Here is a 23868-nt window from a genome sequence, read left to right as displayed (position 1 = left end):
CTGGGCGGGATTTGGGAAGCCCTACGAACTGACGCGTGCGGAGATCGGGGCGGCCTTGCGGTTGGTCAGCGCCACGCCGCCCAGCACCAGGGCGCCACCCACGATCAGGGTGGCGTCCACGGGTTCGCCCAGCATCCAGGCCCCCAAGGCCGCTGCGGAGACGGGCACGAAGTTGATGAACACCGCCGCCCGGGAGGCCCCGATGCTCTGGATGCCTTCGTAGAACCAGACGAAGCCCAGGCCCGTGCCCAGCACCCCCAGGTAGACGACGGAAGCCCAGCCTTTGAGGCTGAGCCCAGCGGCCTGGGCGGCCAAATTCTCGTTCAGGGCGGGCGGCAGCAGCATGCACATGCCCGCCAGGCAGGAGAGGGTCACGGCGGCCAAGGGTGTGAGCCTGCCCATCACCTGCTTGCCCAGCAGCGAATACGCCACCCAGCAGAACAGCGCCCCTGCGATGGAGAGCTCGCCAAGCCCCATGCCGCCGGTGAACAGCCCCAGCGGGTTGCCGTGCCCGATCACCAGCGCGGCTCCGGTCAGGCAGGTGAGGATGCCCAGGCCCTTGGCCCAGCCCATGGGCTCCTTGAACAAAAGCCAGGAGAACAGCGCGATGAACACCGGGTTCCCGGCCACGATGATGGCCGCGCGCCCGGCGGGCACGGTCTTGAGGCCCCAGAGGAAGAAGGCGTTGTAGCCAAACACGCCCGTGGCCCCCAGGCCCAGCACAAGCAGGGCCAGGCCGGGCGTGATCTTCGGCAGGCGGCCCTCCTTGAGCAGGAAGAAGGCCAGCAGGAACACGTTGGCGGAGACGAAGCGCAGGAAGGATGCCGAGAAGGGCGCGATCTCCGGCCCGAGCACGCGCCCGGCGATGAACGTGCCGCCCCAGATCACGGCCGTGACGAACAGCTTGAGGGTGGTCAGGCTCATTTGCCCCTCGCCGCGAGGATGCCCTGCACGGCCGCCGCGCCCAGCACGATCAGGCCGCCGATGGTGGCGTGCAGGCTGGGGCGCTCCCCGATGAACAGGAACACCCAGACGGGGTTCAGGATGGGCTCGATCACCGGGATGAGCATGGCCTCCAGGGCGCGCACGTGCTGCACGGCCCGGGTGTAGATGTAGTAGGCCAGTCCTGTCTGGATTACGCCCAGGATCATGAGCGCCCCAACGCCCTTCATGTCCGGCGGGGAGCCCTGGAAATAGAAGGGCAGGCAGACCAGGGCCAGCAGGGCGTTGCCCAGGAGCACGGCCTCGGTCTGGCCGCCGCGGCCGCCCAGGCGGCGCAGGCACAGGGGGATCCCGGCGAAGGCGACGCTGGAGCCGAGAGCCAGCAGGATGCCCAGCTTGCCGTCGGGGGAGACGTCGTCCCAGAAGAAGAGGGCCATGCCAGCCATGGCCACGGCGAGGGCTGCCCAGTCGCGCGGCTTGGTGGGCTCGCCCAGGAACTTGGGGGCCAGGATGGCCACGTGCAGGGGCGCGAGATACTGCAGCACCACGGCGTTGGCGGCCGTGGTCAGGCGCGTAGCCGTCACGAAGAGCAGCATGCAGGCGGCGGTGCTCACCGCAGCGCCGAGCAGCGGCCAGCTGAAGCTGACGCGAGGCCTGCCCAGCAGCACGAACAGGGTGGCTGCGGCGATGGCGGAACGCGCCCCGGCAATGGCCAGGGGGTTCCATTCGACGGATTTGATGAACACCCCGCCAACGGACCACAGGCAGGCCGTGAGGGCCAGCGCGAGCGTCGCGCGGGAGCGGGTCACGGCGGGGCTACTCGCCCAGGTAGGCCCGGCGGATGTCGGGATTTTGCAGCAGGTTCTCGGCGGTGTCGGTCATGGAGATGCGGCCCGTCTCCATCACGTAGCCCCGGCGCGCCAGGCCCAGGGCCAGGTTGGCGTTCTGCTCCACGAGGAGCACGGTCATGTCGCTCTCCTCGTTGATGCGGCGGATGATGGCGAAGATGTGCTCCACGATGAGCGGGGCCAGGCCCAGGGAGGGTTCGTCCAGAAGCAGGAGCTTGGGCCTGCCCATGAGCGCGCGCCCGATGGCCAGCATCTGCTGCTCGCCGCCTGAGAGGGTGCCGCCCTTCTGGTCGCGGCGTTCGCGCAGGCGCGGGAACAGCTCAAACACGTGCTCCAGGTCGTGGCGGACGGCGTCGGCGTCCTTGCGGAAGTAGGCGCCCATGTCCAGGTTCTCGGCCACGGTGAGCCGGGGGAAGATGCGCCTGCCCTCGGGCACCTGGCACAGGCCCATGGCGGGCAGCTTCTCGGCGGCCACGGAGGCGGTGTCCGCGCCTTCGTAGAACACCTGGCCGGCCATCGGCCGCAGGATGGAACTGATGGCCATGAGCGTGGTGGACTTGCCCGCGCCGTTGGCCCCGATGATGGTCACGATCTCGCCGCGCTCCACGGTGAGGCTCACCTCGCGGATGGCCGGGGCGGTGCCCCAGCCCGCGCTCAGGTTGCGCAGCTCCAGGATGGGGGCGCTCACGAGTGCGCCTCCTCGGAGCGGCGCCCCACGCGCTTGGCCGGGATGAGCCCGGCGGGGCGGAAGAGCATCATGAGGGCCATGGCCGCGCCGAATACCAGCATGCGGTAGTTCTCAAAATCGCGGAAGACCTCGGGCAGCGCGATGAGCGCCAGGGCGCCCAGCACGATGCCGGGCACGCTGCCCATGCCGCCCAGCACCACCATGGCCAGCACCATGGCCGACTCGATGAAGGTGAACGAGCCGGGCGAAACGAAGCGCATCTTGGCGGAGAAGAACGCGCCAGCCAGTCCGCCGAACACCGCGCCCAGCGAGTAGGCCAGGAGCTTCATCGCGAAGGTGTTCACGCCCATGATGGAGGCGGCGGTCTCGTCCTCGCGGATGGCCTCCCAGGCGCGGCCGATGCGCGAATCCGCCAGCCTGCGCACGGAGACCACGGTGAACAGCGCGATGGCCAGGACCAGGAAATACTGCGCCTCCGGGCTCTTGAGCAGCACCCGGGCGAACTCCCAGCCGTTCTGGGGGTCGGGCAGGTACACGGCCGCGGGCTTGATGCCGAGCAGCCCGTTGGGCCCGCCGGTGAGCTGCATCCAGTTGTTGAGTATGATGCGCAGTATCTCTCCGAAGCCAAGGGTCACGATGGCCAGATAGTCGCCGCGCATGCGCAGCGTGGGATAGCCGATGACCACCCCCGCCGCGGCGGCCATCACGGCGCAAAGGGGCAGGGCCAGCCAGAAGGAGAGCTGGTAGTGGATGGAGAGCAGGGCGTAGGTGTAGGCCCCCACGCCGTAGAAGGCGATGTAGCCCAGGTCCAGCAGGCCGGCCAGACCCACCACCACGTTGAGCCCAAGGCCCAGCGTGACGTAGACCAGCACGTTGATGGCCACGTCCTGCCCGTAGCGGGAGGACACGAAGGGAAAGCCCAGCAGCACCGCCAGCAGCAGTCCGCGCCAGAGCCAGGCGGGCATGGCGCTCGAGCGCTTGGCCAGGGCGGTGAACGGCTTGAACCCGGCCGCGCCCAGCTTTTGGCGCAGCTTCCACAGGCCAAGGCCCGCGAGCACGGCGGTCATGGCGAAGCCGACGATGGAGAAGGCCTTGCCGAACTCGAAGCCCTGGGGCGTGATGCCCGTCATGGGCCAGACCACGGCGAAGAGCCACACGGCCCCCACCACGACCTTGGTGAGCATGGCCTTAGACGCGGGTATCATTGATGTTCTCGCCCAAAAGGCCGGTCGGCATGAAATAGAGCACGGCGATGAGGATGATGAACGCGAAGACGTCCTTGTATTCGCCGGAAATGTAGGCTGCGGAGAAGATCTCCGTCATGCCGATGATGAGCCCGCCCAGCATGGCCCCGGTGATGGAGCCGATGCCGCCAAGCACCGCCGCCGCGAAGGCCTTGATGCCCGGCACAAAGCCCATGTCGTAGCGCACGGAGCCGTAGTAAAGCCCCACCAGGATGCCCGAGGCGGCGGCCAGGGCCGCGCCGATGGCGAAGGTGAGCGAGATGATCCTGTCGGAGCTGACGCCCACCAGGGTGGCCATCACCCTGTCCTGGGCGGTGGCGCGCATGGCCTTGCCCAGGCGCGACTTGTAGACCAGCCGGTTGAGCCCCACCAGCAAAAGCCCGGTGGTGCCCATGGCGATGATCTGCAGGTAGGTGATGTTGAAGCCGCCCACCTGGAGCGCGCCCTTGGCGAACACGCCGGGGTAGGTCTTGTCGTAGACGCCCTGGGTGAGCATGAGCCCGTTTTGCAGGAAGATGGACATGCCCAGGGCCGAGAGCAGCACCGAGAGTTTGGAGGCCTTGCGCAGGGGCTTGTAGGCGATCTTCTCCACGCCCATGGCCAGGATGGCGCAGTAGGCCATGGCCAGCACGAAGGCGATGGTCAGGCAGATCCATGGGTGGGTCTGCATGTAGCCCTGTGAGTTCATCCAGGCCAGGAGGATGACGCCCATGTAGCCGCCCGCCGCGAAGAACTCGCCGTGGGCGAAGTTGATGAGCTGGATGATGCCGTAGACCATGGTGTAGCCCAGGGCGATGAGGGCGTAGAAGCCTCCCAGGGTCAGGGCGTTGATGAGCTGCTGGAGAAAAAAGTCCATGGTCTGCCGGGCTTGCCTTTGCTGCTGTCGTATGGATGGTTCGGCCCCGCCGTGGCGGCGGGTATCGTCGAGGCCCGTTGTTTGAGCAGACGAAACCCGCTTTCGTCAAGGCCCGGGGCGGTTTTCTGCCTTATTTTTTGAAAACTCGACCGGCAAGGTCAGGATCGGAAGATGAAGTAGACCGCGCCCAGCAGGCACAGTCCGGCCCAAAGGTGGTCCAGCTTGAGAGGCTGGTTCATGTACCAGATGGAGAACGGCGCGAACACCGACAGCGTGATGACCTCCTGCATGATCTTGAGCTGCGGCAGGCTGAGTTGGCTGAAGCCGATGCGGTTGGCGGGCACCTGAAGGAGGTATTCGAAGAGCGCGATGCCCCAGGAGAACAGCGCCGCGATCCACCAGGGCCGCGAGTGCAGGTTTTTGAGGTGCGCGTACCAGGCGAAGGTCATGAACACGTTGGAGGCGATGAGCATTCCGACGGTGAGGAAGAAGGTCCGGGTGAACATTGCTATGTGATGCTTTCCAGTTGGGTGAAGGGTGCGATGAAGATGCAGGCTGCATTGTCCCGCCCATCAGCCAGCGCAAGTGCCGGGAGTGAGCGGAAGAGATGCCTTCTGAAATACCTTTGACCCGTCATTCCGACGCGGTGAACCGTAGCTGGTCCAGCCTTGGCCTCCCCTGCGCCGGGACGGCCGCTGTATTTGAAGAACATCCGCCCGCCCCGGGCACGGGCGGCCCACCACCCCCCCCCCCCCCCCCGCCCGCGGGGGCCCCCACGGCTGGACCCTACAACATGAAGAGTGCCTCCGGCGGGCAAAGGGAGTTCCTCCCTTTGCAATCCCACACGGCTTCGCGGGGTTAGCTGAACGCCTGGACCGCGATGCGCGCCGCCGAAGCGAGCACGTCGATGCGGTATGTGGCGTCCTGCACGGGCTGGGTGAGATAGACAGCCAGGATGATCGGCGCGTCGGAAGGAGGGAACAGCACGGCCACGTCGTTGGTGGTGCCGTAATCCCCGGAGCCGGTCTTGTCCCCCACGCGCCAGCCGTTGGGAACGCCCGCGCGAATCTTCCCGGCACCCGTGGCGTTGCCCTCCAGCCAGCGCATCAGCAGCCCTCGCTGGGCCGGGGCCAGCGCATCGCCCAAAGCCAGGCGCCGGAGGCTAAGGGCCATGGCCGCGGGGGTGGTGGTGTCGCGCGGATCGCCGGGGATGGCGGTGTTCAGTTCCGGCTCCCAACGCTCCAGCCGGAAGGCTTCGTCTCCGATGGACCGGGCGTAGGCCGTCAGCGCCTCCGGCCCGCCCAGCAGCCGCAGCAGCAGGTTGGCGGCCGTGTTGTCGCTCACCTGCATGGAGGCGGCGCAAAGTTCCGTCACGGTCATTCCTTGGCCCACGCGCTCCTTGGCGGCGGGCGCCCATTTGAGCAGATCGCCGGGGGCTATCGGGATGACGCGCTCCATGAGGCCGGGGTCGTCCTCCCCGCGTTTGAGCACGGCGGCGGCGAGCATCAGCTTGAAGGTGCTGCACATGGGGAAGCGTTCGTCCGCGCGATGGGTGAGGGTGGAGCCGTCGGCCGTGTTCAGTCCGAATACGCCCAGCCGCCCGCCGGATTCGGCCTCCAGCCGCGCGAGCTGGCCCGTGAACACGCTCCGGCCGGATACGGGCGAAAACCTGGCGCAGGCCCCCAGCAGGGGCAGCGCGGCGAGAGAGAGCAGGACGCTGCGACGGGTGATGGTGCCTGCGTAGGCGGATGTGGCGGCGTTCATGGAGCGGGCCTCCTCCATAAAAAACACCCCCGTCTGGCGGGGGCGATGGAAAAAGGCCTGGAGCCCCGTGCGGGGCTCCAGGCTTGGCAATTCGGGGTTAGAACATCTTGCCGGTCTCGGGGTTCCAGTACTCCTTGTACTTGTCGCCCTCGACCTTGTAGATGGCGTAGTTCGATCCCGAGTCGCCGTTCTCGGCGAAGCGGATGATCTTGGACGCGCCCTGGGTGTTCATCTTGTGCAGTTCGGCCTTGATCTTGTCCGGGTCGGCGCTCTTGGCGGCCTTGATGGCGGAGAGCAGGGCGTAGGCGGAGTCGAACGCGTAAGCGGAATACGCGCCGGGCTCGCCGTGCATGGCGGTGTATTTCTCCAGGAACTTCTTGTAGACCGGGGCGTTCTTGTCGGCGTAGCCGAAGGTGAAGAACACGCCCTGGGAGGCCTCGGGGGCTTCCTTGATGAAGTTCGGATGGTACACGGCGTCCTGCGACACGACGGCGCTCTTGATGCCGATCTGGCGGTACTGCTTGATCATGCGGATGCCCGAGGAGGAGCTCTGCAGGCTCATGTAGAACACGTCGGGCGCGGCGGCTTTGACCTTGGTCAGCACGGCGGAGTAGTCCATGTCGCCGTCGTTGACGTGCTCGTGGGCAACCACGTTCAGGCCGGCCTTCTTGGCCTCCTCGGCCACGTACTCGGCCAGGTGCTGGGAGTAGGTGGTCTTGTCGTCCACGATGAAGATGGTCTTGGCCTTCAGCACGTCCTTCATGAACTTGGTGGCGGCGATGGCCTGATCAACGTCGAGGCCGCACATGCGGTACATGTACTTGAAGCCGCGCTGGGTGACCTTGGGGTTGGTGGAGGCCGGGGTGATCATGGGAATCTTCTCCTCGTTGAGCACCTCCGAAGCGGGGATGGTGGCCGAGGAGCAGTATTCGCCGATGACGCCGGCGACCTTCATGTTGGCCAGCTTGTTGGCGGCGGCCACGGCCTGGCGGGGATCGCACGCGCCGTCCTGCACTTCCACCTGGATGCCGTCGAAGCCGGGGATGCCGCCCTCGGCCTTGACCACTTCAACGGCGGTCTTCACGCCCTTCACGATGTCGTTGCCGTCGGCGGCCGAAGAGCCGGAGATGGGCGCGAGCACGCCGATCTTGAGCGGAGCCGCGTGCGCGGCCGCCACGCCCAGGGTGAGCGCCAGGACAGCCAGCCAGATGATCCTTTTCGCCATGTGGTCCTCCTGAGTGTTAGTGGGCCGTGCCGAGGTAGGCCTCGATGACCCTTTGGTCCTTGCGGATTTCCGAGGGCAGGCCCTCGGCGATCTTCTCTCCGTGCTCCAGCACCACGATGCGCGTGCACAGGCCCATGACCACCTTCATGTCGTGCTCGACCATGAGCACGTTGATGCCCTGGTCGAGGATGCGCCCGATGTCCTGCATCAGGGCGGAGGATTCGGTGGGGTTCAGGCCCGCGGCGGGTTCGTCGAGCAGGATGGTGCGCGGCTCGCTGGCCAGCGCGCGTGAAATTTCAAGACGGCGCTGCAGGCCGTAGGCCAAGTTCTTGGCCTGCTCGTCGGCAAGCTCGCCCAGGCCCATGAAGTCCAGGGCCCAGCGGGCCTTCTCGCGGATGCGGGCCTCCTCGGCGCGCTGCGAGGGCAGGCGCAGCATGGCCCCGGCCACGCCGCTCTTGGTCCGGCTGTGCTGGGCGATCATCACGTTTTCGAGCGCCGTCATGTTCGGGAACAGGCGGATGTTCTGGAAGGTGCGGGCCAGGCCCATGCGCAGTATCCGGTGCGGGGGCGTGCCGGCCAGGGGCGCGCCGTTGTAAGAGGCCCGGCCGCCGCTGATGGAGTACACCCCGGTGATGACGTTGAACACCGTGGTCTTTCCCGCGCCGTTGGGGCCGATGAGCCCGAGGATTTCGCCCGGGCGCAGCTCGAAGCTGACGTCGCAGAGCGCCTGCAGGCCGCCGAAACGGACGGACACGTCTTCGAAAACGAGATGGGACATTGAGGGAACCGAGCTCCTTGTCGGGAATGAGCGATGATTGTTACTCGTTAGGCTCTGAATTGGCAAGATTGTTAAGACGGCGATCGAACAGGGCTCAGGCGGGCTGGCGGCCGGAGTGCACGGCCTCGAACACTGCCAGCGTTTTCTCGGCTGTGGCCTTCCAGGAGAAACGCGCCTCGTTGGCCTTGCCCTGTTCACTCAGGCGTTGGCGCAACGCGGGGTCGGAGGCCACCTCCGCGAGCGCGCGGGCCAGCCCGGCCACGTCCGTGGGGTTGACCATGTAGGCGCTCTGGCCCGCCACCTCGGGCAGGCTCGTGGCATCGGAGCAGATCACGGGCACGCCCATGGCCTGGGCCTCCAGCACGGGCAGGCCGAAACCCTCGAACAGCGATGGGAACACGTAGGCCAAGGAGGCCGCGTAGAGCAGCGGCATGTCCCCGCGTTCCACGTAGCCAAGGCGGCGCACCCGTGCCTCTATGCCCAGGGAGCGCACCCAACTGCTCCAGTCGTCGTCCCAGGAAAGCCCGCCCGTGACCACCAGGTCCGCGTCCATCCCGACGCTGGCCTTGGCGAAGGCCTCCAGCAGGGCGCGCAGGTTCTTCCGGGGCGAAATGTTGCCCGTGTAGAGGAAGAAGGGGCGCTCCAGGCCGTGGCGCATCTTGAAGCGGAACACATCCTCGGGCTCCAGGGGCTGGTGGTAGATGTCGTCCGCCGCCAGGTGGGCCACGGCGATGCGCTCCGCAGGGATGCCCAGGATGCGGGTCATGTCGCGCCGGGTGTGCTCGGAGATGGCGATGAAGCCGTCGGCGCGGCGGGCGGTGTAACGCATGGCCCACTTCATGTAGAGGGTGTCAGCCAGCTTGTACATGCGCGGCCCGGGCTGGAAGTAGCCCAGGTCCATCATGGCGGCCACGGCCTTGCAGGGCACGCGCGGGGGCATGTTGGAGGAGGGGAAGAAGGCCACGTCGATGCCGTGGTGGGCCAGGGCCGAGGGCAGCATGACCCAGTCGAACAGCAGCCGGTTGGAGCAATTGAGGGCGTATTCCTCCGCGCTCTCGAAGGAGCCGAAGAAATGCGGCTGGGAGTGGAACAGCACGTAGGTGTTGCGCCTGTTCTGCTCCAGCAGGGCTCGCAGGAGGCTGACCAGGTATTCCTTCACCCCGCCGGAGGCGTACTCCAGGCTGCGGCAGCTGACGCCGATGCGCATGGTTTGCTCCCCCCTAGAATTGCAGGCCGTGTTGCTTGCGCACCCAGGCCCGGCAGGGCTCCCAGCGGGCGTTGGCCAGGCAGGGCAGCTTGCGGCCCGTGGCCAGGGCGCAGAGTTCGGCCCAGGCCGCGCCGAGCCTGATCTCCATGGTCACGGCCTTGACCGCCAGGGCGTGCGCGAAGCCCGTGCCGTAGCGGTTCTGGCAGATGCCCACCTCCCTGCGGAACACGTCGCCCCAGGTGGCGGTCTTGGAGGCGGGCTGCAGCCGGAACGCGGCCAGCACGTGCGGGATGCGCACGATGCGCCTGCCCTGGCTCATGCGCTGGAACAGGTCGAAATCCATGCAGTAGCGGAAGTTCGGGTCGATGCCGCCCACGGCGCGGTAGGCCTCCGCGCTCCAGAAGGTGGATTGCTGGGGCACGGCCATGTTGCAGCGCATCTGCCGGGCCGAGGGCCGCCAGACCATGTCCATCATCACGGGGCTGCCGTCTTCGGCCACCAGCACCGTGTCGCCGGTGACCATGGCCGCGTCCGGGTTGGCGGCGAAGGCCCGGGCCACGCGCAGAAGGGCCTGGTCGTCCCAGAAATAGTCGTCGGAGTTGAGCCAGCAGAGCACCTGCCCCGTGGCGCGGTCGAAGCCCTCGATCAGGGCCGCCGTCTGTCCTTCGTCCTTACCGCTTCGCCACCAGGCCAGGTGGCCGCCGTGCTTGCGGATGACTTCGACAGTGTTGTCGGTGGAACCGCCGTCGAGCACGAAATGCTCCACGTCCACGCCTTTCTGCATGGCCACGCTGTCCAGGGTGCGGGCCAGGTACTGCGCCTGATTGTAGGACGGCGTGACGACCGTGATGCGGGGCAGGGCGGGCACGGCCTTACGCTCCCGCCGCTTCGCGCAGCACGCGCCAGAGCGTCTCTGCGGCGCGGTCCCAGCGGAACTTGGCCGACTGCACGAAGCCCTTGGCCACCATCTGCTTGCGCAGGTCCGGATGGTCGAGGATCATGGAAATCTTGGCCGCCAGGTCTTCGGGGGATTCGGGGTAGAAGGGCAGGCCCGCGTCCCCGGCCACCTCGGGCAGGCTGGTGGCGTCGGCGTAAATCACGGGCGCGCCTGAGGACTGGGCCTCCACCACGGGTAGCCCGAAGCCCTCGTAGAGCGAGGGGAAGACGTAGGCCACGGCCAGGCGGTAAGCCTGGCACAGGTCCGACTCGGAGAGGTAGCCCAAGCAGCGCACCTTGTCCGCCGGGAAACCCTCGGGCAGCGAGGCGCGCAGGGCCTCCTGGTCGCCGAAGCCGGCCACGGCCAGCACGGGCACGTCGCGGCCCTGGCGCAGCAGGATGTCCAGGGCCTGGGGCACAACGGCCAGATTCTTATGCGGCTGGAGGTTGCCCGCCGTGAGCAGGAAGGGCTCGCTTAAGTTCATGCGGGTGCGGAAGTCGCCCTCCAGGCCCGCCTCGTCCTCGCGCGGGGGGCGGAAGTGGGCCATGTCCACCCCGTAGCTGGGCAGCACCTCGAGCTTATCGGCCACCTTGCCGAACACGCGCAGCATCTCCCGGCGGGAGGCCTCGGTGCCGGTGACGGCCCTGTCCGCGCGGCGAAGCCCGGCCTTGTGGCGCAGACGGAACACGGTGCGGATGTGGAAGGCCAGGGTCTCGGGGTGGGCGTGCCAGAGCACGTCGTGGTACATGCCCACGGCCTTGCCCGGCAGGAGCGGCGGGAACAGCCCGTCGGGGGAGAAAAAGACGTCCTGCGGGTGCATCAGGCGCTGCAGGAGCATGCCGGTCTGCTGCCAGGCGTAGAGCGAGGGCACCTTGGCGGTGACCGCCTTGGCCAGCCCCTGTTCCACCAGGGCCAGCGCGGCGGGGTTCACCAGCGGCCTGCCCGCGAAGAGCGTGAAGCGGGCCTGCCCCCCGGAGGCTTCCACCAGGCGCGGCAGGATGGACTCCAGGTACCGGCCGATGCCGGTGCGGAAGGGGTAGGCGAGGGGGCTAGCGTCGATTCCGACGCGCAGGACCTTGGTCATGAGCGGGACTCCGACGCGTTGACATGCGTCAATTTTGTGGAATAAGCAAGTCTGTTCATGCGAAAGACCATAGCAGCACAGCCCCCGGCCAGCCTGGCCAGCACCCTGCGGCAAAGCCTCGCTCTGGCGTCGCCCGCGGGAGTCTTCCGTCATTTCCTGCGCCACCGCGAAATCCTTCGCGAGTTCACCAGGCTGGAGTTCACCGGCCGCTTCCAGGGCACCCAGTTGGGCATGCTCTGGAGCCTCATCACCCCGCTCATCACCCTGGGCGTCTACACCTTCGTGTTCTCGGTGGTCTTCAAGACCTCCTGGAGCGGCGGCGGCAAGGGCGGGGTGACGGAATTTGCCCTGGCCCTGCTCGCGGGGCTGGCCTGCTTCGAGGTGGTGGCCGGGTCCGCCGCGCGCGGGGCCACGCTCATGGCCGAGAACGTGAACTTCGTGAAGAAGGTGGTCTTCCCGCTGGAGGTGCTGCCCGTCAGCGTGGCCCTGGCCCTGTGCGCACAGTCCCTGCTCACCCTGGGCCTGGTCTGCGTTGCGCGCCTGGTCACCGGGGACGGCATCCCGGAGACGGCGGTGCTTGCCCCCCTGGGTTACGTGCCGCTGGCGCTGCTGGCCTCGGGCCTCGGGCTCTGGCTGGCCCCGATCGGCGTGGCCGCCAAGGACGTGGGCCATATGGTCACCGCCGTGATGCAGCTCTATTTCTTCCTGACGCCCATCGTCTACCCGCTGGAGGCCGTGCCCGAGCGCTACCGCTTCCTGCTGGCCGCCAACCCCCTGCACGTGGTCATCGAGCATTTCCGGCGCACCCTGCTCTGGGGCCAGGCCCCTGACTGGACCGCCCTGGGGCTGACCAGCCTCGTCGCCCTGGTTTTCGCGCTGCTCGGGTTCGCCTGGTTCATGCAGCTCAAGAAGGTGTTCGCCGATGTGCTCTAGCGTGGCGATTTTGAAAAACATGAATATGTTTTTCAAAATTAAAATAAATTGTTTCAATGTTTTACGCTTGGAATGCGCATGAGCGGATTGCAAGGACGCAACACGAGCCCGCTCATCGCGGCGGAGGGGCTGGGCAAGGTCTACCATCTCTACAAGCGCCCCCAGGACCGCCTGCGCCAGCTGCTGGCCACGGGCGGGCGCACCTACTACAAGGAGCACTGGGCCCTGCGCGACGTCTCCTTCGCCATCAACCCGGGCGAGGCCTTCGGCATCATCGGGCGCAACGGCGCGGGCAAGAGCACGCTCCTGCAGATCCTGGCCGGGGTGCTGTCGCCCACCACGGGCCGCGTGGAGACGCCCCAGCGCGTGGCCGCCCTGCTGGAGCTGGGCAGCGGCTTCAAGCCCGACTTCACCGGCCGCCAGAACGTGTTCGTCAACGCGGCGGTGCTGGGCGTGCCGCGCAAGGTGGCCGAGCGGCGCATGGACGAGATCCTCGAATTCGCCGACATCGGCGAACACATCGACCAGCCCGTGCGCACCTACTCCTCGGGCATGTTCCTGCGCCTGGCCTTCGCCGTGACCATCTGCCTGGAGCCGGAAGTGCTCATTGTGGACGAGGCCCTGGCCGTGGGCGACGTGTTCTTCCGTCAGAAATGCTACGCGCGCCTGCAGTCGCTCATGGACAAGGGCGTGGCCGTGGTGCTCGTCTCCCACGCCATGAACGACGTGGCCCAATTCTGCACCCGCGCCCTCTATCTGGAGCGGGGGAGCACGGTGTTCCTCGGCTCGGCCATGGACGCGGTGAAGCTCTTCATGCTGCGCGCAGCCGGGGACACCTCTCTGGAGCCGGGGGCCGCCCCGCCCGAAGGAGTGGCGGTCGAGGGGTTCGGTTCCGAGGGGTTCTGGCCCGAGCCGTCGGCCTTTCTGGACATCTCCGGCGCGGGCCGGGCCGAGTCGGGCCGGGTGGAGTGCCTGGGCGTGGCGGTGCTGGACGCCCAGGGTCTGCCCGCCAGGGCCTTCGAGCAGGGCGACAAGGCGTTTTTCCACGTGGAGTACCGCGTTCACGAGCCCCTGGAGGTACCCGTGGCCGGGGTGGAGCTGGTCAGCGACAAGGGCGTGATCGTGTTCGGCAAGAACACCCTGCAGTACGACTGCCGGGTGCCCGAGTACGTGCCCGCCGGGTCGCTGCTGCGCTTCGTCTACGAGGTCAAGCTGGACCTGGCCGTGGGCGAGTACACCTTCGGCGCGGGCATGACCGCCATGAGCGCCGCAGACTTCGCCCGCCGCTCCGAGATGACCCACCCCGAGCTGGACGGGCGCAACACGGTGCTCTCCACGCTCTCCAACGTGGGCTCCCTGGCCGTGACTTTCCGCACCGCCGACACCTCCCCCGTGCAGCTCACGCACCACGGGGTGGCCAACCTGCCGGGCTCGGCGCGCGCCGCGTTCCTCCCCGGCGGAGACAATCCCGCATGAACACCGAGTCCTTCAAGGACGTCATCCGCGACATCACCACGGGCTTTCGCGCCGAGGCCCCGCTGCCCGCCTGGTTCGACAGGCTGCTCATGCTCAACCAGCGGCTCTGGCGCTGGTGGGACCTGGGCTGGCGGGCCCTGCGCCGCCTGGTCCCGGCCCTGGCCGTGGACCGCAGGCCCGGCGAGAACCCGCTGATCGGCGTGGACCTCTTGCCCCTGCTGCCCGGCGGGGCCAACGGCGGGGCCAAGGTGCTGGCTATCAACGCCCTGGAGGCCATGGCCGCCCTGGCTCCTGACTGGACCTTCGTGCTGGTGACGGGCGAGGCCAGCGTGACAGAACTCAAGGAACTGGAGTGCGCCAACCTCAAAGTGGTCGCGGCGCAGCGCTCCTGGCAGGTGAAGCCGCCGCGCAGGCTCCTGGGTAGGCCCGTGGACGCCTGGTTCTGCCCCTTCACGCGCCCCTATTTCCAGCACCCGGACACCCCCCTGGTCTCCCTGGTGCATGACCTGCAGCACCACTACTATCCGCAGTTCTTCAGCGAGGAGGAGCGCCGGGGCCGCGACCAGACCTACCAGCTGGTGGCCAGGCGGGCCACGCTGGTGGCCTGCGTGTCGGATTATGTGCGCTCCACCGTGCTCGACTACACGAATCTGCCCCCGCGCAAGGTGCGCACCGTGTTCACCCGCCTGCCCGAGCGCCTGAACCCGCCCGGCGAGGCGCAGGTCGCGGCCGTGCTGGCCCGGCTGGGCCTGGCGCGCCAGGGCTACCTGATCTACCCGGCCAACTTCTGGCCGCACAAGAATCACGCCGTGCTGCTCACCGCCTTGGGCCTGCACGCGGCGGCCAACCCCGGTTCAGGGCTCAAGCTGGTGCTCACCGGGGCGGACACGGGCGCTGCCGCCGAGTTGCGCCAGGCCGCCCAGGCCATGAACCTGGGTGAGCGCGTGCTGTTCACGGGCTACGTATCCGATGAAGACCTGGCCGCGCTCACCTCCGTGGCCCTGGCCTTGATATTTCCTTCGCTCTTCGAGGGCTACGGCATGCCCGTGGCCGAGGCCATGGCCATGGGCGTGCCCGTGCTGTGCTCCAACGTGACCAGCCTGCCCGAGGTGGGCGGCGACGCGGTGCTACTCTTCGACCCGCGCAAGCCCGAGGACGTGGCCGCGGCCATGACCCGCATCGCCTCCGAGCCGGGGCTTGCCGCCGAGTTGTCGCAAAAGGGCAGGGCCAGGGCGGCCTCCTTCGGCGGTTCGCAACGCATGGCGCGCGATTATCTGGACCTTCTGGACGAAGCCATACGCGGCCTGGGCGCGCAGAGCCACGTCTGCGAAGGCGTGAGCGCGGACGGCGTGGCCGGGCGCGTCTTCGCCGCCTTCGGCCCCGCACCTGGCAGGCAGTGGATCGAGGCCCGCTTCCGCAACGAGGGCTCCGGGCCCGTGGCCTGCGAGGCCCTGTTGGACGGCAAGCTTGTCTCCCCGCGCCGCGAGATCGCCCCCGGCGGGGAATGGAAATTCGACCGGCTGGCCAGCCCCTACGGCGGCTGCCTGGAAATCGTATTCGACATACCGCCGGGCCATGATACAGTGCCCGGTGTCCACTGCCTGGCCCTGCGCCTCACGGGCGGGCAAACCTGCGACCTGCTTCGGAGCTCCCAATGTTGACGCTGAGCGTTGTCACCCCTTCGTTTAATCAGGGCCGTTTCATCGTGCGCACCATCGAATCGGTGCTGGGCCAGGGCGTGCCCGTGGAATACGTGGTCATGGACGGCGACTCCTGCGACGACACCGCCGACCACGTGAAGCCCTACGAAGGGCGGCTGCACTTCGTCTCCCAGCGGGACAAGGGCCAGACCGACGCCGTGAACAAGGGCATCGCCGTGACCACCGGCGAGGTCATCGGCTGGCTCAACTCCGACGACGTCTACTACCCCGGGGCTTTCCAGGCGGTGCTGGAGCACTTCGAGGCCAACCCGGAGTGCGACGTGGTCTACGGCATGGCCGACCACATCGACGTGAACGACGGGGTGATCGAGCCGTATCCCAGCGAGCCCTTCGACATCGACCGGCTGGAGGAGACCTGCTTCATCTGCCAGCCCGCGCTGTTCTTCCGCCGCCGGGTGGTGGCCCGATGGGGCCTGCCGGACGTGAACCTGCGCTACTGCATGGACTATGAGTACTGGCTGCGCCTGGGGCTGGGCGGGGCGCGCTTCGACTACATTCCCGTGAAGCTGGCGGGGTCACGCTTCTATCCCGACACCAAGACCCTGGGCCAGCGCCTGCAGGTGCACGCCGAAATCAACTCCATGATGGCCGACACCCTGGGTTACGTGCCGGATCGCTGGCTGGCCAACTGGGCCCACGCCCTGCTGCGCGACTCCTGGGGCCTGAAGCCCGAGCGCAAGTCCACCACGGCGCTCATCTCGCTGTTCACCCTGGGGGCCAGCCTGTGGTGGAACAAGGGCGTCTCCCGCACGCTGTGGCGTACGGTGCGATCCTGGATGGGGTGGTGAGGCTCGTCGTCAGGATGGTTTGTCTGGAACGTGCCGTAACTGTTCCGTATATCTGCAACAACTTCATGTTTCGCTTGAACTGTTCGCGGTGCGGCCGATGCGCGTAGGCTTCGACGTCAGCCAGACCGGTGCGGGCAAGACCGGCTGCGGCTATCTGGCCCATGGCCTGGTGCACGCCCTGGCGGCGGGGCCGGACCCCATAGACTTCGTGTTCTACCCCCAGTTCGGCGACCTGTTCTGGGAGCCGGTCCCTGCCTCCTGCGCCAGGCCCGGTGGCGGCCAGCTCGGCCCCATGTTCAAGTGGCTGGACAGCTCCAGGGGCTTCTGGCGCAACCCCCCGCAGGATTTCGAGGCCCGCCTGGGCAACCCCGACATCGTGCACTCCAACAACTTCTTCTGCCCCAGGGGGCTCGGGAAGGCGCGGCTGGTCTACACCCTGCACGACCTGAGCTTCCTGGAGAACCCGGAGTGGAGCACGGAGCAGAACCGCGTGGGCTGCATGGAGGGCGTGTTCCGGGCCAGCCTGCTGGCCGACGCCCTGCTGGCCAACTCCCAGGCCACGCTGGATCACTTCCTGCGGGTCTTCCCGCATTTCCCGCGCGAGAGGGCCTGGGTGATGCACTTGGCCAGCCGCTTCGCGCCCGGGTGCCCGGCCGAGCCGCCCAAGCGCCTGCGCGGGGTGGAGCCGGGCACATTCTGGCTCAGCGTCGGCACCATCGAGCCGCGCAAGAACCAAGTCCGGCTCGTGGAGGCCCTGGCCAGGGCAGGGGGCTCGGCCCCGCTGGTGCTCGCGGGCGGCAAGGGCTGGCTCATGGACGACATGGCCCGGCTTGTGGCCGAACTGGGGCTCGGCTCGCGGGTGCGCCTCACGGGCTACGTGGGCGACGCGGAGCTGGCCTGGCTCTACGCCAACTGCCTGGGCTTCGTGTATCCGTCGCTGTTCGAGGGCTTCGGGCTGCCCGTGCTCGAGGCCATGAGCCTGGGCGCTCCGGTAGTGACCTCCAGCGTATCCTCCCTGCCGGAGGTGGCGGGCGGCGCCGCGCTGCTGGCCGATCCGCTGGACCCGGAATCCATCGCCGAGGCCATGCGCCGCCTGGAGAACGACCCGGAACTTCGGGCCGCGCTCTCACGCCGCAGCCTGCAACGCGCCGCGGAGTTCGGGTGGGACAAGGCCGCGCGCGTGGCCGCCGAGGCGTACAAGGCGGCGCTCTCGCTGCCCAAGCGCAATCCCGCGCCTTGACATGCCCGGCCCGCGAACATACCTAACACCAGTTTCTCGCTATGATTTTCCGGCCGCTTCCGGCCGATCCCCAAGGAGACGAACACATGTCCTACGATATCCGCCTCGCGAAGCTCATCAACGGAGAGACCGTCCTGGGCAAATGGGACGAAGAGACCAAGTGCCTCAAGGATCTGGCCATCCTCCAGACCGTGCCCACCCAGCAGGGCGTGCAGATGATGCTCATGCCTTTCGGCTACCCCTTCGAGACGGAGATCGCCGGCGAAGTCAAGGGTGAGCACATCCTCTACACGTACAAGACCTTCCCTGAAGAGCTGAAGAACAAGTACATCGAGGCCACCTCCAACCTGACCATCTCCAGCGCGCGCGATCTTTCCGCCCTGAACAAGATGGCCGCCGGCGGCAAGAGCCCCTCCGGCCTGATCCTGAAATAACTCCCCGACCTCTACCGGACCGGCGCATCCGTGCGCCGGTCCATTATTTTCACCATGCGCCATATCCTGCGCCTTCTTCCGAAGCCCAGCCACTTCGCCGGGGCCGAGTGGGGCGCGGTCCGCAAAGACCCCGCCCGGGTCTCGGCCCGCGTCGCCCTCGCGTTTCCCGACCTCTACGAGGTCGGCATGAGCTACCTCGGCCAGAAAATCCTCTCCGAGGCGGTCAACCGCCGCGAGGGGCTCTGGGCCGAACGCGTCTACGCCCCCTCCAAGGAAGCCGCCGCCATCATGCGCGAGCACGGCGCGCCCCTGTGCACCCTGGAATCGGACACGCCGCTGGCCGAACTCGACGCCCTGGCCTTCCACCTGACCCATGAGCTCTGCTACACCAACGTGCTCTTCATCCTCGACATGGCCGGGCTGCCTCTGCACGCCGCGCAGCGCGACGCCTCCCACCCGCTGGTGCTGGCGGGCGGCGGCTGCGCCTTCAACGCCGAGCCGCTGGCCCCCTTCGTGGACGCCTTCGTGCTGGGCGACGGCGAGGAGGTGCTGCCGGACATCCTGGAGATGATCCCGGGCTTCAAGGCGCGCGGGCTAAGCCGCCGGGAGCAGTTGGAGGAGCTGGCCAAGGTGCGCGGGGTGTACGTGCCCTCGTTCTTCGAGGACGGCAAACCCCTGCTCGAAGGCTACGACAGTGTGGAGAAGGCCGTGGTGGCCGACCTGGACGCCGCGCCCTTCCCGCTGCTGCCCACGGTGTCCTGCGGGCAGGCCGTGCATGACCGCATGAGCCTGGAGATCGCCCGGGGCTGCACGCGGGGCTGCCGCTTCTGCCAGGCGGGCATGATCTACCGCCCCGTGCGCGAGCGCAGCCTGCCGGAACTTTCGCGGCTGGCCGACGAGGGGCTCACGGTCTCCGGCTACGAGGAGCTTTCCTTCCTCTCGTTGTCCACCGGCGACTTCTCCTCGCTGGAGAGCCTGTTCGAGCAGTCCGCCGGGCGTTGCCTGGCCGACCAGGTGGCCATCAGCCTGCCTTCGCTGCGCGCGGGCACGCTCACGCCCAGGATGCTTTCGCTCATGGCCAAGCTGCGCCGCACCGGCGCCACCGTGGCCCCGGAGGCGGGCAGCGCCAGGCTGCGCGCGGTGATCAACAAGGGCATCACCGAAGAGGACATCCTGGCCCACGCCACGCGGCTGTTCGCCTCTGGCTGGCAGTCCATCAAGCTCTATTTCATGATCGGCCTGCCCACCGAGACCGACGAGGACCTGCTGGCCATCGCCGACCTGGCCGTGAAGGTGCTGCGCTGCGCCCCGCCGGGAGCCAAGCGGCTGCAGGTCACGGCGGCGCTCTCCACCTTCGTGCCCAAGCCGCACACCCCCTTCCAGTGGGAGGCCCAGATCGGCCGCGAGGAGACCGAGCGCAGGCTGGCCCTGGTGCGCCAGGCGCTGGCCCCCTACAAGAAGATCACCATGCGCTGGCACGAGCCGGGCATGAGCTGGCTTGAAGGCGTGTTCTCGCGCGGGGACAGGGCCCTGGCCCCGGCCGTGGAGCGCGCCTACCGCCTGGGGGCGCTGTTCTGCAGCTGGGTGGACATGCTCGACGTCTCGCTCTGGGAGCAGGCCTTCGAGGAATGCTCCATCGACGCCCAGGCCTACCTGGACGCCCGCGACCCGGAACGGCCCCTGCCCTGGGACCACCTGCGCTGCGGCGTGGGCAAGGCCTATCAGCTGCGCGAGCGCAAGCGCGCCTTGGAAGAGAAATACACCCAGGACTGCCGCTTCGGGTCCTGCCGCCAGTGCGGGGCCTGCCCCGAGCTGTGCCCCGAGCCGGAACTGCACACCCCCGGCGTGCGCCCGCGCGTGAATCTACCCGAGCCCGAGTGGAAGGCTTCGCTTGAGGCGGAAAGGGTCGCCCAGGCGGCCGGGGATCGGGAAGCCGGTGAGCTGGAAGCCGGAGTTGCCGTGGAGCGCGCCTCCGAACGCCCTGGCCAGCCCCAGCCCCGCGAGGAGCTGACCCACCGCGCCGCCCACTTCCGGGTCTGGTTCTCCAAGACCGGCCCGGCGGCCTACCTGAGCCAGCTGGAGCTGGCCAACGTGCTGGAGCGCGCCCTGCGCCGCTCCGAGCTCAAGCCCGCCTTCTCCGCCGGGTTCCACCCCATGCCGATGATCACCTTCGGATGGGCCCTGCCCGTTGGCGTGGAGAGCCTGGAGGAGTGGTTCGCCCTGTTCCTGCGCGAACCGGCCGCGTCGGCCGAGGTGTCCTCGCGCCTGGACGCGGCGCTGCCCGAGGGCCTGCGCGTGACGCGCGTGGACGAGCTGGGCATGGGCAAGAAGGTGGCTCAGCCCGTGGCCGAGGAGTTCCTGCTGGAGTTCCTGCTGGAAGGCGACGAACTGGCCGCCCGCATGGAGCAGTGGCGCGCCTTCTGGGCCCGGGAGAACTTCCCCTGGTTCAGCGTGACCAAGAAGGGCTCCCGCACGGTGGACATCCGTCCCTTGGCCGCCGCCATGGCTCAGGAGTCCCCCAATACGCTGCGCCTGACCTTCTCCTGGGCGGGCAACCGTTACGTCAGCCCCCTCAAGCTGGTGAAGGCCGTGAACGAGGACATTTCTTTCAAGGACTTTACCCTGACCAAGATCCGCCAGATATTCGAATGATCCCATCTGGTTGGGCGGCGAACATGACGGAGGTTTCATGTTCGGCGCACTAGCCGCAAGGGTGCGAATGTATTATGGATAGCCGATTGTGGCTCCGTGGGGGCCAGCGCTTAGGCGGCGCTGGCTCCCTGCGGCGGCCGGTTTATCCAAAGAGGTCGCACCATGATGAACCGCAGGCTTTTCGGATACCTGCTCGTGACCGCGCTCCTGGCGGCCGGGCTCGTCTACCATTTCCACCTGGGCGGCCGGCAGCAGACGCAGCCCCCGGCCCAGGCGGAGGTCACACCCACCCCGCAGCCGGTGCAGCCCCAGCCCGTCAAGGCGGCTGCCGCACCCTCCACGGTCACTGAGAGCCTGAACATGCCCGTCACGGACGGCCGCCTCCTGGCCAGGCTGCCCAACGGGCTCACCGTGCTGGTGGTGGAGGACAAGCGTTTCCCCCTGGTGGCTGAGCGCCTCTACGTGCATGCCGGATCCTCCTACGAGACCAAGGCCCAGGAGGGCATCAGCCACCTGCTGGAGCACATGGTCTTCAACAGCACGGCCAAGCGCCCCAAGGGCGGCATAGCCGCCGACATCGAGGGTGTGGGCGGCGACACCAACGCCGCCACCAGTTTCGACTACACCCAGTACATGGCCGACCTGCCCAGCGAACACTGGAAGCTGGGCCTGGACGCCTTCCAGGACATGATCTTCGGGGCCAAATTCCTGCCCGAAGAGCTGGAGCAGGAGAAGAAGGTCGTCATCTCCGAAATGGAGCGCGGCCTGGACGACCCGGGCCAGCGACTGTTCAAGCTGAGCCAGGCCCTGACTTGGAAGGGCACGCCCTACGAGCACCCCATCATCGGCTCGCGCGAGACGGTCAACGCCGTGACCCCCCAGGACCTCAAGGACTACATCGCCAAGCACTATCAGCCCCAGTCCATGCTCTTGGTGGTGGTGGGCGAAGTGGACGCCCAGCAGGTCTACCGCGAGGCCCAGGCCGTGTTCGGCTCCCTGGAGAACGACCGCTCCGTCTCCCCGCCCGACATGCGCGACATGCCCGCCAACACCGGCGGCCCCGTGGCCCGCGCCGTGCCCGGCAACTGGAACACCTGCTACCTGCGCGTGAGCTTCGCCGTGCCGGGCCTGCACTCCGCCAAGGACGTGCCCCTGGAGGTGCTCTCCGACCTGCTCGGCGGCGGCAAGACTTCGAAATTCCACCGCAAGTACGTCTATGAGCTTCAATTGGCCAACGACATCGACGTCTCCTCCATCACCCTGGAGCGCGGCGGGATGCTGACCATCGACGCCACGCTCAAGCAGGACAAGCTGGAGGCCTTCTGGGCCGAGCTGGGCCGCGACCTGGCCTCGCTCAAGGCCGACGGCTTCACCGACGAGGAGCTGGACCGGGCCAAGCTCAATATCGAGGACCATCTCTTCCGGGCCAAGGAGACCATCGGCGGCCTGGCCACCAAGCTGGCCTACTACCAGTTCAACGGCTACGGCCCGGACGGCGAGGCCAACGTGGTCTACGACGTGCGCAACGTGGACCGCGCCCAGTTGCAGGGCCTGCTCACGGAGTACGTCCAGCCCGGCAACGCGGCGCTCTCCCTGCTGGTGCCCGGCAAGGAGCAGGCCGAGGCCGACACCCTGGCCGCGAAGTTGCTTGCGGGGCTGAAGGCATCCTGGCCGGCTCCGCCGGTGGCACCCCAGGCGGCGGGGCAGGGCGGCAAGGCCTCCGCCCCCGAGGTGGTGGAACTGGGCGGCGGGCACATCCTGGTGCTGCAGCCCGACCCCACCATGCCCTACGCCTCAGTGACCCTGGCCTACCGAGGCGGCGACGGCCTGCTCTCCCCCGGAGAGCAGGGGCTTTCCGAACTGGTCTCCAAGAGCCTGACCCGCTCCGTGGGCAAGCGCCAGGCACCCGAGATCGACGAATTCCTGGGCAACAGGGCCGCCTCCCTGGGGGCTTCCGCCGGGCGCGACGCCTTCCTGCTCAGCGCGCGCTACCCTTCGCGGTTCGAGCGCGACGTGCTGGCCCTGCTGGCCGACGCCGTGCTGGAGCCCGCCTTCGATTCCGCCGAGCTGGAGCGCGCCAAGAAGCTCCAGCTGGCCCAGATCGACCAGGCCTCGGACAAACCCACCAGCCTGGCCTTCCGCAACATCTACCCCTTCCTGTTCCCCGGCAGCCACTACGGCTACTTCCGGGCCGGGCAGCCCGACGCCGTGGCGGCATTCACCCGGGAGCAGGCCCGCGCCTACTGGGAGAAGCAGCGCTCCATGCCCTGGGTCATGTCCGTGTGCGGCGTGTTCGACCGCAAGGCCGTGCTGGAGACGGCCGCGCGCCTGGCCAAGGCCCCGGCGGCCAAGGCCCCGGCCATCAACGCCCCAGCCTGGGGTCCGGAGCGCTCCAAGACCATCCAGCTGCCGGAGAGGACCCAGTCCCACCTGTTCATGATCTTCCCCGTGGAGGGCCGCGACAGCGAGGACACCGCCTCGCTGGAGGTGCTCAAGACCGCGCTGGCCGGCCAGGGCGGGCTGCTCTTCCAGGACCTGCGCGACCAGCGCGGCCTGGGCTACACTGTGACGGCCTTCCTGTGGCAGGCGCCCAGGGCGGGCTTCCTGGCCTTCTACATCGGCACCACCCCGGACAAGACCGGCGAGGCCCTGGAGGGCTTCAGGCGAATCGCCGGGCAGGTGGCCGCGGAGGGGCTGGGCAAGGACGAACTGGACAGGGCCCGTAATTCCATCGAGGGCGACTATTACCAGGGGCACCAAAGCATTGCCAGCCGCAGCCTGGAGGCGGCGGGCAACCTCATAATGGACCTGCCCCTCAACTACGACCGCGAAATGCTGGGCAAGGTGGCGGCGCTGAGCCCCGAGCAGGTGGCCAAGGTGGCGGCCAAGTACCTGGACGCGAACAAGGCGTACCTGTTCAGCATAGAGCCGTAGCCGTATCCGGTCTGGCCGTCCGGTTGTATGGATGAAACGCGCCCCCTGGCGGTATGCTCCGCCTGGGGGCGTTTTGTTATTCTCGCGTGACGAGTGGGGTAATGGCTACGGCGGCCA

20 protein-coding genes are annotated in these 23868 nt (G+C 67.9%); 8 read left to right on the top strand and 12 right to left on the bottom strand.

All coding sequences use genetic code 11. The annotated features are described in order from the left end of the window. Nucleotides 1-21: 21 nt before the first annotated feature. The 12 genes from MLE18_RS02305 to MLE18_RS02250 form a co-directional block, all read right to left on the bottom strand. The gene (locus MLE18_RS02305; RefSeq protein WP_243366989.1) at nucleotides 22-924 is read right to left on the bottom strand and encodes a DMT family transporter; all 903 of its coding nucleotides are present in this window, start codon (nucleotides 922-924) and stop codon (nucleotides 22-24) included. Beyond that, the gene (locus tag MLE18_RS02300; RefSeq protein ID WP_243366987.1) at nucleotides 921-1751 is read right to left on the bottom strand and encodes a DMT family transporter; all 831 of its coding nucleotides are present in this window, start codon (nucleotides 1749-1751) and stop codon (nucleotides 921-923) included. The genes MLE18_RS02305 and MLE18_RS02300 overlap by 4 nt, the downstream gene beginning before the upstream one ends. Before the next feature lie 7 nt (nucleotides 1752-1758). After that, nucleotides 1759-2478: an ABC transporter ATP-binding protein gene (locus tag MLE18_RS02295; RefSeq protein WP_243366985.1), complete on the bottom strand. Its 720-nt coding sequence runs from the start codon at nucleotides 2476-2478 to the stop codon at nucleotides 1759-1761. Beyond that, nucleotides 2475-3683 carry an ABC transporter permease subunit gene (locus MLE18_RS02290; RefSeq protein ID WP_243366983.1) on the bottom strand — a complete coding sequence of 403 codons (1209 nt, stop codon included), beginning with the start codon at nucleotides 3681-3683 and terminating at the stop codon, nucleotides 2475-2477. Before MLE18_RS02290 ends, MLE18_RS02295 begins: the two co-directional genes overlap by 4 nt. Next, nucleotides 3667-4578 carry a branched-chain amino acid ABC transporter permease gene (locus MLE18_RS02285; protein ID WP_243366981.1) on the bottom strand — a complete coding sequence of 304 codons (912 nt, stop codon included), beginning with the start codon at nucleotides 4576-4578 and terminating at the stop codon, nucleotides 3667-3669. Before MLE18_RS02285 ends, MLE18_RS02290 begins: the two co-directional genes overlap by 17 nt. 158 nt (nucleotides 4579-4736) lie before the next feature. Next, on the bottom strand, nucleotides 4737-5084 hold the full coding sequence (locus tag MLE18_RS02280) for a DMT family protein (RefSeq protein ID WP_243366979.1): 348 nt from the start codon (nucleotides 5082-5084) through the stop codon (nucleotides 4737-4739). 352 nt (nucleotides 5085-5436) lie between these two features. After that, nucleotides 5437-6342, bottom strand: a complete 906-nt coding sequence (gene bla / locus MLE18_RS02275) for a class A beta-lactamase (protein WP_243366976.1) — start codon at nucleotides 6340-6342, stop codon at nucleotides 5437-5439. 97 nt (nucleotides 6343-6439) lie between these two features. Further along, the gene (locus MLE18_RS02270; protein WP_243366974.1) at nucleotides 6440-7567 is read right to left on the bottom strand and encodes a branched-chain amino acid ABC transporter substrate-binding protein; all 1128 of its coding nucleotides are present in this window, start codon (nucleotides 7565-7567) and stop codon (nucleotides 6440-6442) included. Nucleotides 7568-7583: 16 nt separating this feature from the next. After that, entirely contained in the window at nucleotides 7584-8345 is a 762-nt protein-coding gene (locus MLE18_RS02265; protein WP_243310208.1) for an ABC transporter ATP-binding protein, read from the bottom strand. A 94-nt stretch (nucleotides 8346-8439) separates the two neighbouring features. Then, nucleotides 8440-9552, bottom strand: coding sequence for a glycosyltransferase family 4 protein (locus tag MLE18_RS02260; protein WP_243366972.1), 1113 nt, complete (start codon nucleotides 9550-9552; stop codon nucleotides 8440-8442). Nucleotides 9553-9565: 13 nt separating this feature from the next. After that, nucleotides 9566-10420, bottom strand: coding sequence for a glycosyltransferase family 2 protein (locus MLE18_RS02255; protein WP_243366970.1), 855 nt, complete (start codon nucleotides 10418-10420; stop codon nucleotides 9566-9568). Nucleotides 10421-10424: 4 nt separating this feature from the next. Next, the gene (locus MLE18_RS02250) at nucleotides 10425-11573 is read right to left on the bottom strand and encodes a glycosyltransferase family 4 protein (RefSeq protein ID WP_243366968.1); all 1149 of its coding nucleotides are present in this window, start codon (nucleotides 11571-11573) and stop codon (nucleotides 10425-10427) included. A gap of 57 nt (nucleotides 11574-11630) precedes the next feature. On the opposite strand from MLE18_RS02250, the gene MLE18_RS02245 reads away from it, so the two are divergent. The 8 genes from MLE18_RS02245 to MLE18_RS02210 all read left to right on the top strand — a co-directional run bounded on the left by MLE18_RS02245 (nucleotide 11631) and on the right by MLE18_RS02210 (nucleotide 23751). After that, complete coding sequence (locus MLE18_RS02245; protein WP_243366966.1) at nucleotides 11631-12506, top strand: ABC transporter permease; 876 nt, start codon at nucleotides 11631-11633, stop codon at nucleotides 12504-12506. Nucleotides 12507-12584: 78 nt separating this feature from the next. After that, nucleotides 12585-13982, top strand: a complete 1398-nt coding sequence (locus MLE18_RS02240) for an ABC transporter ATP-binding protein (protein WP_243366964.1) — start codon at nucleotides 12585-12587, stop codon at nucleotides 13980-13982. Continuing rightward, complete coding sequence (locus tag MLE18_RS02235) at nucleotides 13979-15643, top strand: glycosyltransferase family 4 protein (RefSeq protein WP_243366962.1); 1665 nt, start codon at nucleotides 13979-13981, stop codon at nucleotides 15641-15643. Before MLE18_RS02240 ends, MLE18_RS02235 begins: the two co-directional genes overlap by 4 nt. Beyond that, nucleotides 15637-16491, top strand: coding sequence for a glycosyltransferase family 2 protein (locus MLE18_RS02230; protein ID WP_243366960.1), 855 nt, complete (start codon nucleotides 15637-15639; stop codon nucleotides 16489-16491). The genes MLE18_RS02235 and MLE18_RS02230 overlap by 7 nt, the downstream gene beginning before the upstream one ends. 97 nt (nucleotides 16492-16588) lie before the next feature. Then, nucleotides 16589-17731: a glycosyltransferase family 4 protein gene (locus tag MLE18_RS02225; protein ID WP_243366958.1), complete on the top strand. Its 1143-nt coding sequence runs from the start codon at nucleotides 16589-16591 to the stop codon at nucleotides 17729-17731. An 86-nt stretch (nucleotides 17732-17817) separates the two neighbouring features. Further along, a complete protein-coding gene (locus MLE18_RS02220) occupies nucleotides 17818-18165 on the top strand; it encodes a hypothetical protein (RefSeq protein WP_243366956.1) in 348 nt (115 codons plus the stop codon). Between the two features lie 30 nt (nucleotides 18166-18195). After that, on the top strand, nucleotides 18196-20817 hold the full coding sequence (locus MLE18_RS02215) for a TIGR03960 family B12-binding radical SAM protein (protein WP_336605552.1): 2622 nt from the start codon (nucleotides 18196-18198) through the stop codon (nucleotides 20815-20817). 162 nt (nucleotides 20818-20979) lie between these two features. Then, entirely contained in the window at nucleotides 20980-23751 is a 2772-nt protein-coding gene (locus tag MLE18_RS02210; protein ID WP_243366954.1) for a M16 family metallopeptidase, read from the top strand. Nucleotides 23752-23868: the final 117 nt, after the last annotated feature.

It is taken from the genome of Fundidesulfovibrio soli (genome assembly GCF_022808695.1).
In the GTDB taxonomy this organism is placed as follows: Bacteria; Desulfobacterota; Desulfovibrionia; order Desulfovibrionales; family Desulfovibrionaceae; genus Fundidesulfovibrio; species Fundidesulfovibrio soli.
This window is presented reverse-complemented; position numbering and strand designations above follow the sequence as displayed.

Excerpts from the sequence above, each read along its gene's own strand:
- MLE18_RS02305 (WP_243366989.1), bottom strand. The coding sequence starts at position 924 with ATGAGCCTGACCACCCTCAAGCTGTTCGTCACGGCCGTGATCTGGGGC.
- MLE18_RS02290 (WP_243366983.1), bottom strand. The coding sequence starts at position 3,683 with ATGATACCCGCGTCTAAGGCCATGCTCACCAAGGTCGTGGTGGGGGCC.
- MLE18_RS02285 (WP_243366981.1), bottom strand. The coding sequence starts at position 4,578 with ATGGACTTTTTTCTCCAGCAGCTCATCAACGCCCTGACCCTGGGAGGC.
- MLE18_RS02280 (WP_243366979.1), bottom strand. The coding sequence starts at position 5,084 with ATGTTCACCCGGACCTTCTTCCTCACCGTCGGAATGCTCATCGCCTCC.
- bla (WP_243366976.1), bottom strand. The coding sequence starts at position 6,342 with ATGAACGCCGCCACATCCGCCTACGCAGGCACCATCACCCGTCGCAGC.
- MLE18_RS02270 (WP_243366974.1), bottom strand. The coding sequence starts at position 7,567 with ATGGCGAAAAGGATCATCTGGCTGGCTGTCCTGGCGCTCACCCTGGGC.
- MLE18_RS02265 (WP_243310208.1), bottom strand. The coding sequence starts at position 8,345 with ATGTCCCATCTCGTTTTCGAAGACGTGTCCGTCCGTTTCGGCGGCCTG.
- MLE18_RS02260 (WP_243366972.1), bottom strand. The coding sequence starts at position 9,552 with ATGCGCATCGGCGTCAGCTGCCGCAGCCTGGAGTACGCCTCCGGCGGG.
- MLE18_RS02250 (WP_243366968.1), bottom strand. The coding sequence starts at position 11,573 with ATGACCAAGGTCCTGCGCGTCGGAATCGACGCTAGCCCCCTCGCCTAC.
- MLE18_RS02245 (WP_243366966.1), top strand. The coding sequence starts at position 11,631 with ATGCGAAAGACCATAGCAGCACAGCCCCCGGCCAGCCTGGCCAGCACC.
- MLE18_RS02240 (WP_243366964.1), top strand. The coding sequence starts at position 12,585 with ATGAGCGGATTGCAAGGACGCAACACGAGCCCGCTCATCGCGGCGGAG.
- MLE18_RS02235 (WP_243366962.1), top strand. The coding sequence starts at position 13,979 with ATGAACACCGAGTCCTTCAAGGACGTCATCCGCGACATCACCACGGGC.
- MLE18_RS02230 (WP_243366960.1), top strand. The coding sequence starts at position 15,637 with ATGTTGACGCTGAGCGTTGTCACCCCTTCGTTTAATCAGGGCCGTTTC.
- MLE18_RS02225 (WP_243366958.1), top strand. The coding sequence starts at position 16,589 with ATGCGCGTAGGCTTCGACGTCAGCCAGACCGGTGCGGGCAAGACCGGC.
- MLE18_RS02220 (WP_243366956.1), top strand. The coding sequence starts at position 17,818 with ATGTCCTACGATATCCGCCTCGCGAAGCTCATCAACGGAGAGACCGTC.
- MLE18_RS02210 (WP_243366954.1), top strand. The coding sequence starts at position 20,980 with ATGATGAACCGCAGGCTTTTCGGATACCTGCTCGTGACCGCGCTCCTG.